This window comes from Mesorhizobium sp. WSM4983 (assembly GCF_029625765.1).
GTDB lineage: Bacteria > Pseudomonadota > Alphaproteobacteria > Rhizobiales > Rhizobiaceae > Mesorhizobium.
On sequence record NZ_JARTVM010000002.1, the window covers coordinates 121,728 to 136,510 of the forward strand.

Genomic DNA, 14,783 nt, shown 5'->3' on the forward strand with positions numbered 1-14,783 from the left:
TCGTTCAGTTGCCGATCAATATGGGCAGTTGTTGTCGGTGGTGTAATCGTGCACCTGGACCTTGCCGGCGATAATGTCGGCCTTGGCCTTTTCGACCGCCGCCTTCATCTCCTCCGTCACCAGCGCCTTGTTGTTGTCGTCCATGGCGTAGTCGACACCGCCTTCCTTCAGGCCGAGATTTTCGACGCCGCCCTTGAAGGTCCCGTTCTTGCCGTCCATGAAAGCCGTGTAGACGGCAACGTCCACGCGCTTCAGCATCGAGGTCAGCACCTTGCCGGGCTGCAGGCCGTTCTGGTTGGAGTCGACGCCGATGCCGAGCTTGCCGGCATCCGCGGCCGCCTGCAGCACGCCGACGCCGGTGCCGCCGGCCGCGGCATAGACGACGTCCGCGCCCTGATCGATCTGGGTCTTGGCGATCTCGCCGCCCTTGGCGGGGTCGTTCCAGGCGGCCGGGGTATCGCCGGTCATGTTCTGGATGACCTCGGTGGCCCCGGCAGACTTGGCGCCGCCGACATAACCACATTCGAACTTGCGGATCAGCGGGATGTCCATGCCGCCGACGAAGCCGACCTTCTTCGACTTTGACGCCATCGCAGCCAGAATGCCGACGAGGTAGGAGCCTTCGTTCTCCTTGAACACCAGCGAGCGGACATTGGGCAGGTCGACGGCATCGTCGATGATGGCGAAGTTGAGGTCGGTATATTCGGCCGCGACCTTCTTCAGCGCATCTTCCCAGGCAAAGCCGGCCATCACGATCGGGTTGCGGCCGTCCTCGGCGAAGCGGCGCAGCGCCTGCTCGCGCTGCGAAGCGTTGGAGACTTCGAATTCGACATAAGCGACGCCGGTTTCCTTCTTGAATTTCTCGGCGCCGTTATAGGCAGCCTCGTTGAAGGATTTGTCGAACTTGCCGCCGAGATCGTAGAGGATGGCCGGCTGGACATCCGCGGCGAAGGCCGGGAGAACCATTGCGGTTGCGGCCAGGAGGCCGAGAACGATACGTTTCATGTGATCCACACCCTGTCGGTTATTTTCCGTTGCACCGCACACCCTGCCCGTTTCTCCGGCAGGCATGCGACGTCAGGCAGGAAGTGTATGCCCCTCCCGCTCGCGGCCAATCTGGCACGGCCCGAAACAAAATTCACGTGGAATTTTGACCTGTTGGAAAAAGCGTGAAGGCCGACCGTTTCGGGCGGAGTCAGCGTCAGTTGGTCGGGGCGAATTCGTGGCGCCGCCGGCGGTAGCCGAGGGCGTAGAGCAGGAACGCCAATACCGCGAACACGGCGAATCCCGGCTGGCCGAGCACCCAGGCGATGATCCCGTCCCAGACCAGCGGACTGGCCTTGGCGCGCACATAGGTCTCGAACGCGGCGCGCGTGTCGGGCGATACCGCCAGCCAGCTTGCGTTGAGCGGCGTCATGACCAGCGCCGACGCCGCGACAGAGCGCGTGGTGTCGATCACCGCCATGATGACAGAAATCGACAACGCAACCATGGCCGCCAGCCGAAAGATGAAACGCAGCATCCAACGCACTCCCCGGGAACACTCCCGTCTGCCCCGCCAAACGACATAGAGCGTGCACAACCGCCACGCAATCGCGACACGTGATTTTGAGTTAGGCCCTCCGCGCCGCTTTGCGCCGGTTGACGCGCCAGATGGCGAAAATCCCGCCGCCGACGGCTCCGATGATCAGTCCGCCCAAGCCGATGAAGACAGCAAAAAACCCGCAGGCGCCCTCGAAGCAGCTCATATGGGTGGCGTCGGCGATCAGCGACCCCGCGAAAAATCCGATGCAGGCGCCGATGGCGCCACCAAGAATGATGCCGAGCAACGCGGCGACGAGCGAGACCAGGAGCGGCGGGCGTACGGCCTCGGGATTGGCATACACCGTGTCGGCGCCGGCGCCGCGCCGCAGGAGGTAGATGCAGAGCAGGCCGATGGCGATCTCGGCCACCGTGAAGCCCAGCCCTTCGGCCGAGAAGACGAAATCGGGGACAAGAAGCGTGTAGGCCTGACGCACGACGAGCCAAAGGATGATGGCGACCTGCCCGATCGTATAGTGACGCGGGAAACGCGCCGACCGGTTGAAGGCGAGGCCGAGCAGGTAAAGCCCCCACAGAATGGTCACGACGCCGCCGGTCAGCCCGCCGTAGATCAGGAAGAGCACGCTTTCCGGCAGATTGAAGTCGCCGATCAGCCGCCAGCTCGAGATCAGGCCATAGGCCGAAAGCGCCATCACGATGATCAGCCACGCCACCGGGATGAAGGAGAGCCCGCTGTCGGGCCGGCCCGCGGGCTGCTGGTTGATCGATGCCATGTCAGGACGATGCCCCTCGCAAAGCCCAAGCAGTTCCGGGAACTGCGTCGTGGTTTTCCGTCCGGAAGTGCACAAAACAAACGCCTCAGGCAGTCGACAGGCGGCCAGAGCCGAAGTCAAGCGCGGGAAACTCCGCCGGCCGGCCTGTGCACAGCATTCGGCTGCATGGCAGGCCACCGAGGCAGCTTCCGTGTCATCCACGGCAAAAGCCACGGAATGACTTGGCATTCGCTTTCGGATCGACTAGATGAGCCCCGCGCCTGTTTTGCCTAGACGGCTAGAGGTGCCGGGAAAGGGTTGCCTGCCGGTTGAAGGCACCCCAAATTTAGGCCGAGAGGCCTTCCCGAGGGAGATGCATCTCCCCAACCCGTGCGGCGAAACCGGCCGACGCGACATGCAAGACGGAGAGGTGGCCGAGTGGTTGAAGGCGCACGCCTGGAAAGTGTGTTTACGGGAAACCGTAACGCGGGTTCGAATCCCGCTCTCTCCGCCATCAAATTTTCCTAATACTATGATATTTTCAAGCTGTTAGCGAAGAGGGAAGACACCTCAAAGCCATCCGCAATTGGCTGTTAGGCAGGTGGCCGGAAAGACGTTTCGTGCGGCCCGCCCACAAGCCCTCATGCTATCGCCGATCGTTATCGCCCTGGCAGCTGACCGATCAGGTTGCAATCGGTCGTGCTGTCTGAACGCGCCGTATAGGTGGCGTAGATCACCAGATCCGTGTTCATGGCGATTTCACGCACCAGCTTTCGACGGACTGCGGTGGCGAACATGGCGGGCTCTGTGACACCGATCGCAAACGCGTCTGGTCCGCCAATGACGCAGCGCTCGAAATAGGACTGCAGGTTGGAACGGCCATACCTCGCGAACCCGTCGGCCCCGCCAATCCGGGGCAGTGCGATAGGCAGCCCGTTGATCGTCACGCCTTCCGCGAGAAGAACCTGCCGGATGGGGTCAAGGAGTGCTCCCGCATTATTGGGTCCGTCGCCGGATATATCAACAACCCTGCGCGGGCTGCGCAAGCCACTATTCGCGAACAGATCATTCGCGGCAGACAATGCGCCGGAAATCGACGTTCCGCGGCCTTCAGTCAACGACAAAGCCGCGAGCCTGTCTGCCAAAGTGAGAGCGTCCTCGCGACTTTGGACGATTGTCCACGGCACGATGACGGTTTGCTGATTTGGCCCTGCCCACTCCAGATAGAGCACTGCAATTCTTCCACGCTCTCCCGACTTGACTGCCCCCGCAATGTCCGCGTGGCGGAAAGCATCGACGTAGCCGTCGCGCTGCACTCTTTGCTCAACTTTGCTCATCGACGGCGAAACGTCCACTGCAAGGATCAATTGCAGATCGACGTCGACCAGGCCGTCCTGGGAACGGTCGGTTGAGTGAGCCTGGGGCGCCATTGCCAAGAACAGGCTCATCAGGCACACGCCTGTGAGCCGGAGCACCGGCCTTGCGCCCACACTTCGAGCAATCTGCACTTCGTCGTCCATGGTGAGCCTCTCGCTGACGCTGCGATAGTCGGTCCGAGGCGTCTCGGGGTCACGAACGGCTTCCGATCATTTGCCGAAATCGGCGCTCCCCGCCCGATGTGAATGATGATGGCAAGCGCGAAACCGTGCTAGGATCGAAACATTGGACTGCGGCTTCGTGCTTGAGGGAAACGGCTTGAGTAGCTCGCCGCCCACGATGTTCGTGCTCAACGGCGTTACCGTCGACGTGAGCAGCGAGACCTTGCGCGACAAATCCAACAGCACAATCGCACTTCGTCACCAAACCTTCGCGGTGCTTCGTCACCTTCTGGAGAACGCTGATCGCGTCGTCACCAAGGACGAGCTGATGAGGGCGGTCTGGAACGGGATCGCGGTCACCGACGACAGCCTTGTGCAATGCATTCACGAGATCCGTGCGGCGCTCAATGACGGTCGGCAGGCTGTTGTGGAGACGGTGCCTCGGCGCGGTTACAGGCTGGTCCGTCCTTCAAGCGCCGGCCCAAGAATGGCCACTATCCTGGCAGCCGAACTGGCTGCTGACGGTCGGCCGCCAGGTGAGGCTGAGCGGGGCGCTGCTGTACCAATCGGGCCGTACAGGCAGATCGTCGATCGGCTGCTGGTGCAACATGCCGGTCGCGTGTTCTCGAGCGCCGAAGAGAGCGTGGTCGCCGAATTCGCAGGCCCTGTCGAGGCCTTGCGGTGTGCGAGCGACATCCAGCATGAGGTCGACAGACGGAATTGCCAAGTTCCCAAGACAAAGCGCCTGCGCTTCCGCATCGGGCTTCACCTCGGTTATGTCGTCGACGAGGGCGACCACCTCGGGGGCGAGGCGGTCGAGGTCGCAGCCCATGTTCAATCATTGTCACGACCGGGCGGGATTTGCATCACGGAAGCGGTTCATGCCCAGGCTCGAGACCGGCTCCCGCTGGAATTCATCGAGCTTGGCGAGCAGAAGCTGAAGGACGTCGCACGTGCCCTGCGCATCTACCGCGTACCTCTTGCTTCAGAGGAACCGGTCAGGTCGCCATTTCGCGGTCTCGATGCCTTCGAATTCGAAGATGCCGATCTCTTCTTCGGCAGAGCGCGGGCGATTGCTGCCTGCACTTCAAGACTGGAGCAGCAGGCAGCAAGCGGCACCGCATTCCTGCTAATCTACGGCATGAGCGGTTGCGGCAAGTCTTCCCTCCTGCGCGCTGGCCTGCTGCCGTCATTGATCCGGCCCGGAACCGTGGCGGGCATATCGTTGTGGCGCCGCTGCCTGATCCGCCTCTCCGAAGGACCGGATTCATTCGCTGTGCTGGCTGCGGCGCTGCTTAGCGAAGCTGCTGTGCCGGAACTGGCCTGCGAAGTAACAGCCGCGGAGCTCGCTCGGCTTTGCAGAAGCGCGCCGGATCGGGCGCTGGCGATGGTTCGCCAGGCACTTGGCAAAGCCGCTGGGTCGGCCCGCTCGCAGATCAGATTGGTTGTCGCCATCGATCAGCTGGAGGAGCTGTTCACGACGGAGAAGCAGCCGGCGACGCGCGAGGCTCTCGTGCGGCTCATGACGCTGCTCGCCGCGAGCGGACTGGCCTGGGTGATCGCGGCGATCCGTTCAGATTTTTTTCACCGTTGCGGCGAGGTCCCGGGGTTCTCGGCGCTCAAGGATGGCCTCTCCAGCTACGAACTCCTGCCGCCGACTGGCCCGGAGATCGGTCAGATCATCCGTGAGCCGGCGGGCGTTGCCGGACTCCGCTTTGAGGAGAATGCCGAGTTGGGGCGACTCGATGACGTGCTGCAGGAGGCAGCAGCTGCCGATCCCGGATCATTGCCGCTTCTGGAGTTTGTGCTCGACGCGTTGTACCAGGCCGGCCGCCAGCGCCGCGTTCTCACCTTTGCGGATTATCGCGCGCTCGGCGGGCTCGAAGGCGCAATCGCGCGCCGCGCCGATGAAGTCGTGGATTTACTGGCGCCCGAGATCCAGGAGGCCTTACCGACGGTACTGGGCGCCCTCACAACTGCAAGTCTGAGCGATGACACCGTGACGGCACGTCCAGCCCTGCTCACCGAAGTCGCAGGTACTCCCGCGCGATCGGCGCTGGTCAGAGCCCTGATCGACGCGCGGCTCCTCGTCAGCGACGAGGACGCCGCAGGGCGTGTCTTCGTGCGCGTTGCACATGAAGCACTGTTGAGGCGCTGGCCGCGCGCAAGTGACATTGTGAATGCAAACCGGAATTTTCTCGAGACGCGCGAACGCCTCAGGGCTGATGCCCACCGATGGCACCTGGAAAGCAGGAATCGAGAGCTTCTCCTTCCGTCCGGCAAACGTCTGGCGGAGGGCGAAGAACTAATGTTGTCGAGACGGGAGGAGATCGACGATTATGTCCTTGAGTACATCGAGGAGTCTTTGCGTGCCCATCGGCAGAAAGAGGAGAAGGACCGGCACGCAGCGCTAGCGCTGATCGAGGCCGCCGAAGAGGCAAAACACGAGCGCCTGGAGCGCGAAGCCGAGCGCCGGAGCCTGGCGGCGGCCGCAGCAAACCGGCTTTCCCGACGTACCCGCAACGCAGCGATTGTGGCGATAATGCTCGCTCTCATCGCGGGCGCAGGCGCGCTGGTCGCCTTCAGGGCGCAGGAGGAAGCGAGGTCGCAACGCGACCAGGCGATGCGCAATCAGTTCCTTTCGCTCTCGTTCCTTTCGGAGCAGTCCACCGCGGCAGGCAGCACCGAGGCTGCGATCCTCTTGGCGCTTGAAGCACTGCCCTCAAAAGACCAATCCGAGCGGCAATATCTGTTCGAGGCGGAGGCAGCCCTCTACAAGGCTCTGCTGGCGCACCACCAGATCAAAATCTTCCGGCATGGCGCCGGCGTGACGGATACGGCATTCAATCCGAGCGGCGATCGCATCGTCACCGCATCCTACGACAAGACTGCAGCCGTCTGGGACATCTCCAGCGGTGCCGAAACTGCAGTTCTAATGGGTCATGAAGCGGCCTTGGAGAGGGCTGAATTCAGCCCGGACGGGAGCCGTATCCTGACGGCGGCGAGGGATGGCACTGCACGTCTCTGGGACGCTGTCTCGGGAGAGCAGCTCTTTATCATGCGCCCGGTAGGCAATTATCCGACGGCAATCTTCAGCCCGGATGGCACCCGGGTGCTGACGGCGGGGGAGAACAGCGATGCAACGCTCTGGGATGCTCGGACCGGAAAGAAAGTTCTAGGTGTAAAAAGCGACGCATATACGCGTGCTGTTTTCAGTTCAGACGGCCGCAGCTTCGCGACGGCAGGCAAGCATTTTGTTTCAATCTGGAATAGCGCAGACGGCGCGCTGACGCGGTCAATGCGAGTGACCTCCTGGCCCTACAGCCTGGCGTTCAGCCCGGACGGAAGCCGGATGCTGGCCGGCCCGTGGGGTTGGCATTCACACCGCGACACTTCCAGCCTTTTCGATTTGTCGAAAGGAACGGAGATCGCAAAGCTGGCCGGCAGCAAGAGCGATACGCAATTGAACGGCGTCATTTTCAGTCACGGGGGTCAGCGAATCGCCACGGTATCCATCGATGGCACTGCCCGAATTTGGGATGGAGCGTTGGGAACGCTGGATCATGTGCTAGGCCAAGAGGTTTCGGGGTTGAAGGCAGACATCGATACGGATGAACGCGATGTGGAGATGAACGGTGCTTTCACCCCGGACGACCGCTTCCTGGCGACCGCCTCGGTCAATGGGCCGATCCGCATCTGGGACGCTGAACGCGCCTCGTTGGTGACGACGATCGCCGGTCATGAATCCTTGGTCGAGCATATGGAATTCAGCCCGGTCGACAGCAACATTCTTCTCACTGCTTCACACGATGGCACCGCTCGGCTGTGGGATGTCGACGGCGCGCTGACGACTTCGCTCTCACATGAATATCGGCCGACTTTCGCGGTCTTCAGTCCCGACAATGTCCACCTTCTGACCGGCGGCGGCGACAGCGCGGCGCACCTGTGGGATATCGTGAGCGGGCGCGAGACAATCCGGCTCGATACACATGAGATCGTTCAAAGCGCGACGTTCAGCCCAGATGGAAGGCGCGTCGCGATGGCATCTCTTGGGGGGCAGGTCCGTGTTTGGGATGTGGCCACGGGACACGAGACCGCCCAGTTCCGATCACATCGCGGCCTGATCCAGATCCAGTTTGGTCGCGACGGCAAATCGCTTCTCTGCGCATCGATGAACGGCACCGCGCAGCTGTGGGACGCGACGACCGGCACCGAGCTAGCCGCCATTAACACGAGCAGCAACCTGCCGCAGGCCATTCTTAGCCCTGACGGAAATCTGATCCTCTCGGCCAGGGAAGACAATGCGGGCCACCTCTTGACGACGGGCGGAGCCGAGCTCAGGGTTCTTGTGGGGCATCAGGATCGCATCACGGCAGCGGCCTTCAGCCCGGACGGTCAACTCGTCGCCACGGGCTCACTCGACCACACGGCTCGCATTTGGTCGACCACGGACGGAGCAAACGTCAGAACGCTAGTGGGACACACAGGCGCGGTAACGGTCGTCGCCTTGAGCCCCGACGGTCAGTTGCTGCTGACCGGCTCGCGCGATGGAACCATCCGGATCTGGAGCGTCGCTGGCGGACTGGAAAGGGCCGTTCTAAGGGGCCACAGCGGCGCGGTGGACAGCGCCCAGTTCAGTCCCAACGGTTTGTATGTCGTGACCGCGTCCTCGAAGGATCGCACGGTCCGGCTCTGGGCGACGCAATCGGGACGCCAGATTGCCGTCCTTGGCAGCCACGACGAAGCAACCATTCTACTGGGCTTTACACGCGCAGCTTTCAGTTCCGACGGCACCCGCGTTGCAATTGTTTCGGGCGAAAAAGATGTCCGCATCCTTCGCGTCTTCCAAACGTCCCGGGACCTCATTGACTTCGCCCGGCGCACCGTCCCTCGCGAACTCACCGCTTGCGAGCGGCGAAGCTTCTTCCTTCCTGAAGACCCTGCAATTGGCACTTGTCCGGGCTGAGGTCGACAACGGGGTCAGAGCCCTTGTGATCAATCTGCGATGCCAGGCCGATACCGCAGCATCTTCTTCGTCCGCTGTGGGGGGTGCGTAGCAGCCATTCCGGGTCTGGGTTGGGCATTCTGATCGAATTTATAAGAAACTGGGATGGAGACGTGTCTGTACCTCAGACAGGTAGGCTTGCCGGTCGCCATCCAAGGCAACCGTGAAGCAAACAGCGCAACTTATTTAGATGCGAACTCGAAAGACGCTCTCTTCGCCAGCACTCTAGCGGTCGGGGTGGCGGCAAGCCGCATCGTGGGCGGCTCAGATTGCGCGCTCTGGGGTGTGGATCGGCCTATGGTTCGTCCTTGTCGATCCCGATGCTCTCGCCCTCGCCATGCACCTGGTTCCGGTCCCAATCGTTGGTCTTGTCAGGCGTTTTCGCGGCAGCTTTTTGGTTTTCCCGTTCCTTGTCCTTGCGGGGCTTAGGACCCGGCAGATCGCGCGATGATTTGGGTTCCATTGAGGTGTGTCCCTGTCAGTCGAACAGAACCCAACGTGGGCTGAGCTCGAATGTTCCGGCGCTTTGCCGGCGATATGCATTGCAGGGACATCCCGGCGTCCTGCGGAAGGAACCGGGCAGCCCACAGATACGTTCTGGCGCTCATGGATGAGCTTGTTGAACGTTTCGGGCAGCAAACCTGGCTGCCATTTTCCGTAATTTCAGCCAGGCTTTTGCTGGCTGCGGTTCTTGGCTCACTCGTCGGCATGGAGCGCGAATGGCGTAACCGGCCGGCCGGGCTGAGGACGCATATCCTGATCTGTCTAGCAACCGCCTTGATCGCCATCCTGGCCATCGAAATCACCCATCTCCCCGTCTTCGATGGCCAGGAGATAGCCATTGACCCCATCCGCCTGATTGAAGCCACAACTGCCGGCGTCGCATTCCTGGCTGCGGGGCTAATATTCTTCTCCAAAGGGGAGGTTCAGGGGCTGACGACCGGCGCGGGAATGTGGCTGGCCGGTGCCATTGGATTGGCAGTGGGTCTCGGGTTCTGGCAGATCGCAATTCTTGGCACAGTCTTGGCGCTGATCGTGCTAGGGCTTTTGCAGCTGGTGCAGGTTGCCCCAAAGGACGAGCAATAGTCGGAGCATTTGGAGGCAGGGCGTCCAGTCCCTGCGCTTGTCGGCGTTACAGTGTTTTGCTGAATTGCAGATTCCGATCGTCTCGGCCGGCGCACTCGTGGCAGATCATGACCTGTCACCAAATCCCAGTGCAGACACCCATGGTCCGGCCCGACAAGGCAGGAATCCTCCTAGCCATTTTCGGCTCTGCGCAGCAGCCGCGACAAGTGCTGCCGATGCATCGCCTGCATGTCTTCAAGCAGCTGGAGGAAGCGCAGGGCGTCATCGGTCGGCAATCCCTGATCGCTGAGGTCGGCAACCAACTCGTGCTGGCGGCGAAGGTGCCGCTCGCCTTCGTGAACAAGCCGCCTGGCCATTTCGATATCATCGTCGATTGCCATTTACCGGAACGTCGCTGGTGTCGTGACGTTCCTCGGGCGGGCTGTCCAAGATTGGAACTGATTGCGCGGCCATGACTTGTTATGGGAGCGGTCGTTTACCGTTGGGACGTAGCCGTCTCGGCAGCACAAAGCCCGTCGCTTACGCTCATTAGCTGCGACGGGCTTTTCAAGTCTTAGAAAATGTTAATGTCGGTCGCCGCAAGCGCGGCGCATAATGGAACTCTGCCCCGCTGCGCGGGGTAAGGGCCCGGCCTATATGTCAAGCCCCCAACCCCGCCCGGCAGGCCGGGCTACTTTGATCCACAAAAGCGAACTTTTGCACCGTCCGGTCCGCCGCGTGGCGAGAACGGCGGCCTGCGGCACGTGAAGGCAGCCGAACGTCGTCAGCGTCTGGCGAGACAACGGATCGGCGAGCAACGCGAATGCACGGCGGAACCAATAGGCAAGGGCGCGGTTGGGGCAGATGGTCGCCTATAACGAAACAACTGATCCCGCGCTTACCGGTGCACGCGGTCGAGGCCGGATTTTGCGCCCTCGTTTCTGTCTGTTCGGAAGGAAACGAGGCCATCCTCACGAGCGACATCTGTGTCGGCCTCATTCTTATGAGAACCGGGAAGCAGTCGCGCACGCCCTTGGTCTTAGTCACCAACAGACAAGTTCGTTTGCCGGGCACGAGCCGCTTGCAATAGCTCTGCATCACCTCCCGGGAGTTCTTTGGTGATCGAAGACGATAGCGTCTGTCAGTGGGAACGAATTGACTGCTTGGTTATCGGTGGCGGTCCGGCCGGCTTGGCAGCAGCGACGTATCTCGGGCGCTTTCGCCGCCGGGTCGTCGTTGTCGATTGCGGTCAAAGCCGCGCGAAGCTCATTCCGATTACGCGCAACTGTCCCGGCTTCCCCGACGGCATAGCCGGCGCCGAACTGCTGAATCGGCTGCGGCAGCAGGCTTTGCAGAGCGGAGCCGATCTTAGGCACGATATAATCCACGAGATTGGCCGCGACGGAACGGATTTTATTGCGATCGGTTCGACAGCCATTCGTTCCCGCGCGGCGCTCCTGGCTACTGGCATTGTCGATAAGCTTCCAGAGACGCCTTCGGCAGACGATATGATCAGAGCCGGCACCTTGCGCCTCTGTCCGATCTGTGACGGCTATGAGGTGATCGATAAGCGGGTCGCAGTCCTGGGCCCGGCGGAAGAGGCGGTGAAGAAGGCATTGTTCATGCGGACCTACACTCGCGACGTCACCGTACTGACGACCGATGCTTCGAGTGAAATTGATGCAGATGCCGGCCGACTGATCCACGAAGCTGGAATCCAGCTCGAGCCCTGCATCCCACATTCAATCCGACCCTCGGGAGAGCAGGCCACCATTCAACTCTCCAACGGAACAGCATCCTCATTCGATACCGTCTATCCAGCCATGGGATGCACGATAAGGTCGCAACTTGGCCTAGATCTCGGGGCGACATGCGACGAGCTTGGAAATCTTGTCGTGGATGCGCATCAGCGCACGGTCGTGCCAGGCCTGTATGCCGCTGGCGATGTGGTCAACGAGATCAATCAGATTGCTGTCGCATTCGGCCACGCCTCGATCGCAGCCACCGACATGCATAACTATCTTGACGATACCAAGTGCTAGTTTTCACCGGTGAATTGTGATGCATCTTGTTCAGATCCTGCTCCCCTGCTCGGACAACAACGGCCAGCCTTTCGCTCAAGAAGATTTCGACCGCGTGAAGGAAGAACTGGCGAGTCGCTTCGAAGGCGTTACTGCTTACCTTCAGGCGCCTGCCGACGGTTTGTGGAAAAAGGGTGCCGAGTCCAACGCCGACAAGATTGTGATCTTCGAAGTCATGGCCAACGAGGTCGATCTCATCGACTGGCGTGAACGCCGGATCGCACTCGAGCGGTGGTTTCGACAGGAGAAGGTGGTTATCCGCTACATGCCGATCGCGCTGGTGTAGTCGTTCTTGCCCATGCACGGGAAATCAAAGCCGGCGCCTCTCCTGCCGGCGTAGCTCAGATGAGCTCGCTCGGCCCGTCGGCATCAGCCGGTCCCGAACCATTCGATGGCCGGGCGGGTGATCATCAGCCATAGGATAGCGGCGACCGCGCCGAAAGCCGGAAAGCCGAAGACGAACCAGAGCCGGAAAAGCCGATGATAACGCGGCGGAAGCAGCTGGCCGGCTTTCGCCGCCGCCAGGGCAAGATCGCGCATCTCCATCTGCATCCAAACCACGGGAAGCCAAAAAACACCGGTCACGACGTAGAGAAGGATCGACAGCGCGATCCAGCCGTCCCAGAGCGAATAGCCGACGAGCCAGGCAAGCGCGACGCCGGTGATCGGTTGCGCCACAACTGCCGTTGCCGTGAACAGGAAATCGGCGATCACGACAATGCGCGCGACAGCGGCCACGGTAGCCGGGTTGCCGGTCCGGTGTGCAAGCAGCATGAAGAAGGCGATGCCGGCGCCCGTCCCCAGCAGGACCGCCGCGCCGACGATATGGAGATATTTGAGACCGAAGTAGAGCATCAGCGCTCCTCCAGGATCGCCAATGCGACGAAGTGCAGAAGAACGATCGGCAGGATCTTCATCAGCGGGCCGAGCGGTTCATTCCACAGATCGGGCCGCAGGAGCGTGCCGGCCAATGCATAAAAAACGCATACGCCGATCGCTCCCCGGAGCCCAACGCGCGCGGTTTTGCGAAGCGCGATGAGAACGCCGATGACCAGGTCGGCCAGCGCGCCGGCGATGACCAACGGCGCCGCCAGCGCGCCCACAGCAGTACCGATCAGGAGTTGGACACCGCTCAGCCATCCGGTTGTCAGGGATATGATTCCGGTCATGATCCAGAAGAACGGCAGCACCGTGAAGATCGCGGGTTTGATGAAGTAAAGGCCGGCAAACCATCTGTCCTGCACCGTGGCTGGGTTTGCGGCGAGTGCTGTCGGGAGACCTCGCGGCTCGATCCCGGTTGTCGCCTTCCAGGGTCCGGGATCACCCGTTGCTCCCCGGCTGATCTCAAGGGCGGCGTTGGTGCGCATTGGAGGGCGCCATCCCAGCACACTGACGGCGTCACCCAGCCGATAAAGTAGACGCGCCGCCCATCTCGGGAGAGCCAGGACGCGAGCCTCGTCCCATCCAAGCCACCTGCGGTAATGCGCGACTACCTCCTCCATGGCGAAGGCGTCCGGACCAGCAAGGTCGAGAGCGATCCGTGACGGGCTGTGAGGGCTGAGGAAAAACGCCACCGTTTCGACCACGTCCTCAAGTTGAACCACCTGCAGACGGCCGGAGCCGGGCATGGAGGGCAGCAGAGGAAGCGCGGCAAGGCCGCGAAACAGGGCGCTCGCTCCAAAAACGGGGCGGCCCAGAACGACGGAGGGTCTCAGCACGACCCAATCCAAGTCGAGCGTCATCAAGGCCTCCTCGCCGGCATATTTGCTGGCGGAGAAGGCCGAGGGTTGCTCACGATCGACGCCGATAGCGGAAAAGTGGATGACCCGGCGCACCCCGGCTTGCTGGCAGGCACGAAACAGCGCCGCTGCGCCCAATGCATGAACCCCTGTCGTATCTTCGCTAGCGCTGTCCTGCAGAACACCGGCACAATTCACCACCACGTCAACGCCTTGAAGAGCACTGCCCCAGTTCTCGGGGGCGAGCGCCTTCGCCATATCGATGGCGACCGTTCCCGCCTCCCCGGCCCGGCTTGATCGGCGTCGTGAGGCCCGCACGACCTCGTGCCCTGACGCGACCAAACGCGCGCACACGGCTGTGCCGATGAGACCGTTCGATCCCGTTACGAGAACCTTCATTGCCGATGTCCCGCCGGACAAGACAGCGCGGCGGGCCGAAGGGTCGGATCGTTCCGCAGAACGCGCCGCCCGGTCACCGGCTTCTCCTCTCGGCTTGCTGGTCGAACGCCTCGATGGCGGCGCGTTCCATTTCTCTCAGTGATCTCGAAAGCGTCAGGCCCCAAACGACATGAACTGCAATCATCAGCATGTTTCTCCTGATGGGGTGACGGTGCGCCGGGGTCAGAATGCGTGCGGCGGGAATCCAACCGAGATAGCTCAGCGCCCAGATGCATAAACCATAGGCGATCCCGCTCCCTCGAGTGGTGGGCAGCAGGGCAAACAAAGCACCGGTGAGACCGCCAAACCCGAAATGCGCAAGCAGTGTTCTTGAACGTGCTTCGCGCTCGTCAACAGCTGGAAAAGTGCGGTCGACGATCCCGCGAGGCGGAAGCGGATAGCGCTCGTCGTCGGGCAGGACTGCGTGCAGGCGCCTCATCGTTGCTGTCATCGCCATGGTCGCCGCGACGCCTGCCACAGCCCCAAGCAGCGCCTTATCGAGCGGCCGCATTGCTCACCATCTCTTCTCCATTGGGATCGAAAGACCTTTGCGTCCAGCCTGACGTCGACGCTTCAGGCCAGAAGCAAGAATCAACGCCGTCGTCCTCGACCCTCACTTCGCT

General features: G+C 61.7%; 13 protein-coding genes and 1 tRNA gene. 6 read left to right on the forward strand and 8 right to left on the reverse strand.

Annotation, left to right across the window (positions count from 1 at the left end; all coding sequences use genetic code 11):
- Positions 1-15 precede the first annotated feature (15 nt).
- From P9254_RS07855 to P9254_RS07865, 3 genes are all read right to left on the reverse strand, one after another.
- Positions 16-1,005 (reverse strand): BMP family lipoprotein, encoded by a 990-nt coding sequence (locus tag P9254_RS07855; protein WP_278053083.1) that lies wholly within the window; start codon positions 1,003-1,005, stop codon positions 16-18.
- Positions 1,006-1,201: 196 nt separating this feature from the next.
- Positions 1,202-1,522 (reverse strand): hypothetical protein, encoded by a 321-nt coding sequence (locus P9254_RS07860; protein ID WP_067002648.1) that lies wholly within the window; start codon positions 1,520-1,522, stop codon positions 1,202-1,204.
- A gap of 91 nt (positions 1,523-1,613) precedes the next feature.
- The gene (locus tag P9254_RS07865; protein ID WP_067325731.1) at positions 1,614-2,315 is read right to left on the reverse strand and encodes a hypothetical protein; all 702 of its coding nucleotides are present in this window, start codon (positions 2,313-2,315) and stop codon (positions 1,614-1,616) included.
- Positions 2,316-2,718: 403 nt separating this feature from the next.
- Here P9254_RS07865 and P9254_RS07870 point away from each other — a divergent pair.
- Positions 2,719-2,808, forward strand: a tRNA-Ser gene (locus tag P9254_RS07870).
- Positions 2,809-2,953: 145 nt separating this feature from the next.
- Here the strand turns inward: P9254_RS07870 and P9254_RS07875 are convergent.
- On the reverse strand, positions 2,954-3,814 hold the full coding sequence (locus P9254_RS07875) for a DUF1194 domain-containing protein (protein WP_127324211.1): 861 nt from the start codon (positions 3,812-3,814) through the stop codon (positions 2,954-2,956).
- A gap of 142 nt (positions 3,815-3,956) precedes the next feature.
- Here P9254_RS07875 and P9254_RS07880 point away from each other — a divergent pair, with 142 nt between their 5' ends.
- Complete coding sequence (locus tag P9254_RS07880; RefSeq protein ID WP_278053087.1) at positions 3,957-8,798, forward strand: nSTAND1 domain-containing NTPase; 4,842 nt, start codon at positions 3,957-3,959, stop codon at positions 8,796-8,798.
- Between the two features lie 334 nt (positions 8,799-9,132).
- Here P9254_RS07880 and P9254_RS07885 read toward each other — a convergent pair whose 3' ends face one another.
- Positions 9,133-9,300 (reverse strand): hypothetical protein, encoded by a 168-nt coding sequence (locus P9254_RS07885; RefSeq protein ID WP_164746634.1) that lies wholly within the window; start codon positions 9,298-9,300, stop codon positions 9,133-9,135.
- A gap of 143 nt (positions 9,301-9,443) precedes the next feature.
- On the opposite strand from P9254_RS07885, the gene P9254_RS07890 reads away from it, so the two are divergent.
- The 4 genes from P9254_RS07890 (at position 9,444) to P9254_RS07905 (ending at position 12,269) form a co-directional block, all read left to right on the forward strand.
- Positions 9,444-9,923 carry an MgtC/SapB family protein gene (locus P9254_RS07890; RefSeq protein WP_067319603.1) on the forward strand — a complete coding sequence of 160 codons (480 nt, stop codon included), beginning with the start codon at positions 9,444-9,446 and terminating at the stop codon, positions 9,921-9,923.
- Positions 9,924-10,063: 140 nt separating this feature from the next.
- Entirely contained in the window at positions 10,064-10,378 is a 315-nt protein-coding gene (locus P9254_RS07895; RefSeq protein WP_156750990.1) for a hypothetical protein, read from the forward strand.
- Between the two features lie 642 nt (positions 10,379-11,020).
- Complete coding sequence (locus tag P9254_RS07900) at positions 11,021-11,944, forward strand: NAD(P)/FAD-dependent oxidoreductase (protein ID WP_278053091.1); 924 nt, start codon at positions 11,021-11,023, stop codon at positions 11,942-11,944.
- Positions 11,945-11,963: 19 nt separating this feature from the next.
- Positions 11,964-12,269 (forward strand): hypothetical protein, encoded by a 306-nt coding sequence (locus P9254_RS07905; RefSeq protein WP_067318770.1) that lies wholly within the window; start codon positions 11,964-11,966, stop codon positions 12,267-12,269.
- An 83-nt stretch (positions 12,270-12,352) separates the two neighbouring features.
- On the opposite strand, the gene P9254_RS07910 is transcribed toward P9254_RS07905, so the two are convergent.
- From P9254_RS07910 to P9254_RS07920, 3 genes are all read right to left on the reverse strand, one after another.
- On the reverse strand, positions 12,353-12,838 hold the full coding sequence (locus tag P9254_RS07910; protein WP_095783489.1) for a DUF2269 family protein: 486 nt from the start codon (positions 12,836-12,838) through the stop codon (positions 12,353-12,355).
- Positions 12,838-14,121, reverse strand: coding sequence for an SDR family oxidoreductase (locus P9254_RS07915; protein WP_278053094.1), 1,284 nt, complete (start codon positions 14,119-14,121; stop codon positions 12,838-12,840). Before P9254_RS07915 ends, P9254_RS07910 begins: the two co-directional genes overlap by 1 nt.
- A 73-nt stretch (positions 14,122-14,194) precedes the next feature.
- A complete protein-coding gene (locus tag P9254_RS07920) occupies positions 14,195-14,671 on the reverse strand; it encodes a hypothetical protein (protein ID WP_278053096.1) in 477 nt (158 codons plus the stop codon).
- Positions 14,672-14,783 lie beyond the last annotated feature (112 nt).

Coding starts and splice junctions, on each gene's coding strand:
- P9254_RS07855 (WP_278053083.1), bottom strand. CDS start 1,005: ATGAAACGTATCGTTCTCGGCCTCCTGGCCGCAACCGCAATGGTTCTC.
- P9254_RS07860 (WP_067002648.1), bottom strand. CDS start 1,522: ATGCTGCGTTTCATCTTTCGGCTGGCGGCCATGGTTGCGTTGTCGATT.
- P9254_RS07865 (WP_067325731.1), bottom strand. CDS start 2,315: ATGGCATCGATCAACCAGCAGCCCGCGGGCCGGCCCGACAGCGGGCTC.
- P9254_RS07875 (WP_127324211.1), bottom strand. CDS start 3,814: ATGGACGACGAAGTGCAGATTGCTCGAAGTGTGGGCGCAAGGCCGGTG.
- P9254_RS07885 (WP_164746634.1), bottom strand. CDS start 9,300: ATGGAACCCAAATCATCGCGCGATCTGCCGGGTCCTAAGCCCCGCAAG.
- P9254_RS07890 (WP_067319603.1), top strand. CDS start 9,444: ATGGATGAGCTTGTTGAACGTTTCGGGCAGCAAACCTGGCTGCCATTT.
- P9254_RS07895 (WP_156750990.1), top strand. CDS start 10,064: ATGGTCCGGCCCGACAAGGCAGGAATCCTCCTAGCCATTTTCGGCTCT.
- P9254_RS07905 (WP_067318770.1), top strand. CDS start 11,964: ATGCATCTTGTTCAGATCCTGCTCCCCTGCTCGGACAACAACGGCCAG.
- P9254_RS07910 (WP_095783489.1), bottom strand. CDS start 12,838: ATGCTCTACTTCGGTCTCAAATATCTCCATATCGTCGGCGCGGCGGTC.
- P9254_RS07915 (WP_278053094.1), bottom strand. CDS start 14,121: ATGAAGGTTCTCGTAACGGGATCGAACGGTCTCATCGGCACAGCCGTG.
- P9254_RS07920 (WP_278053096.1), bottom strand. CDS start 14,671: ATGCGGCCGCTCGATAAGGCGCTGCTTGGGGCTGTGGCAGGCGTCGCG.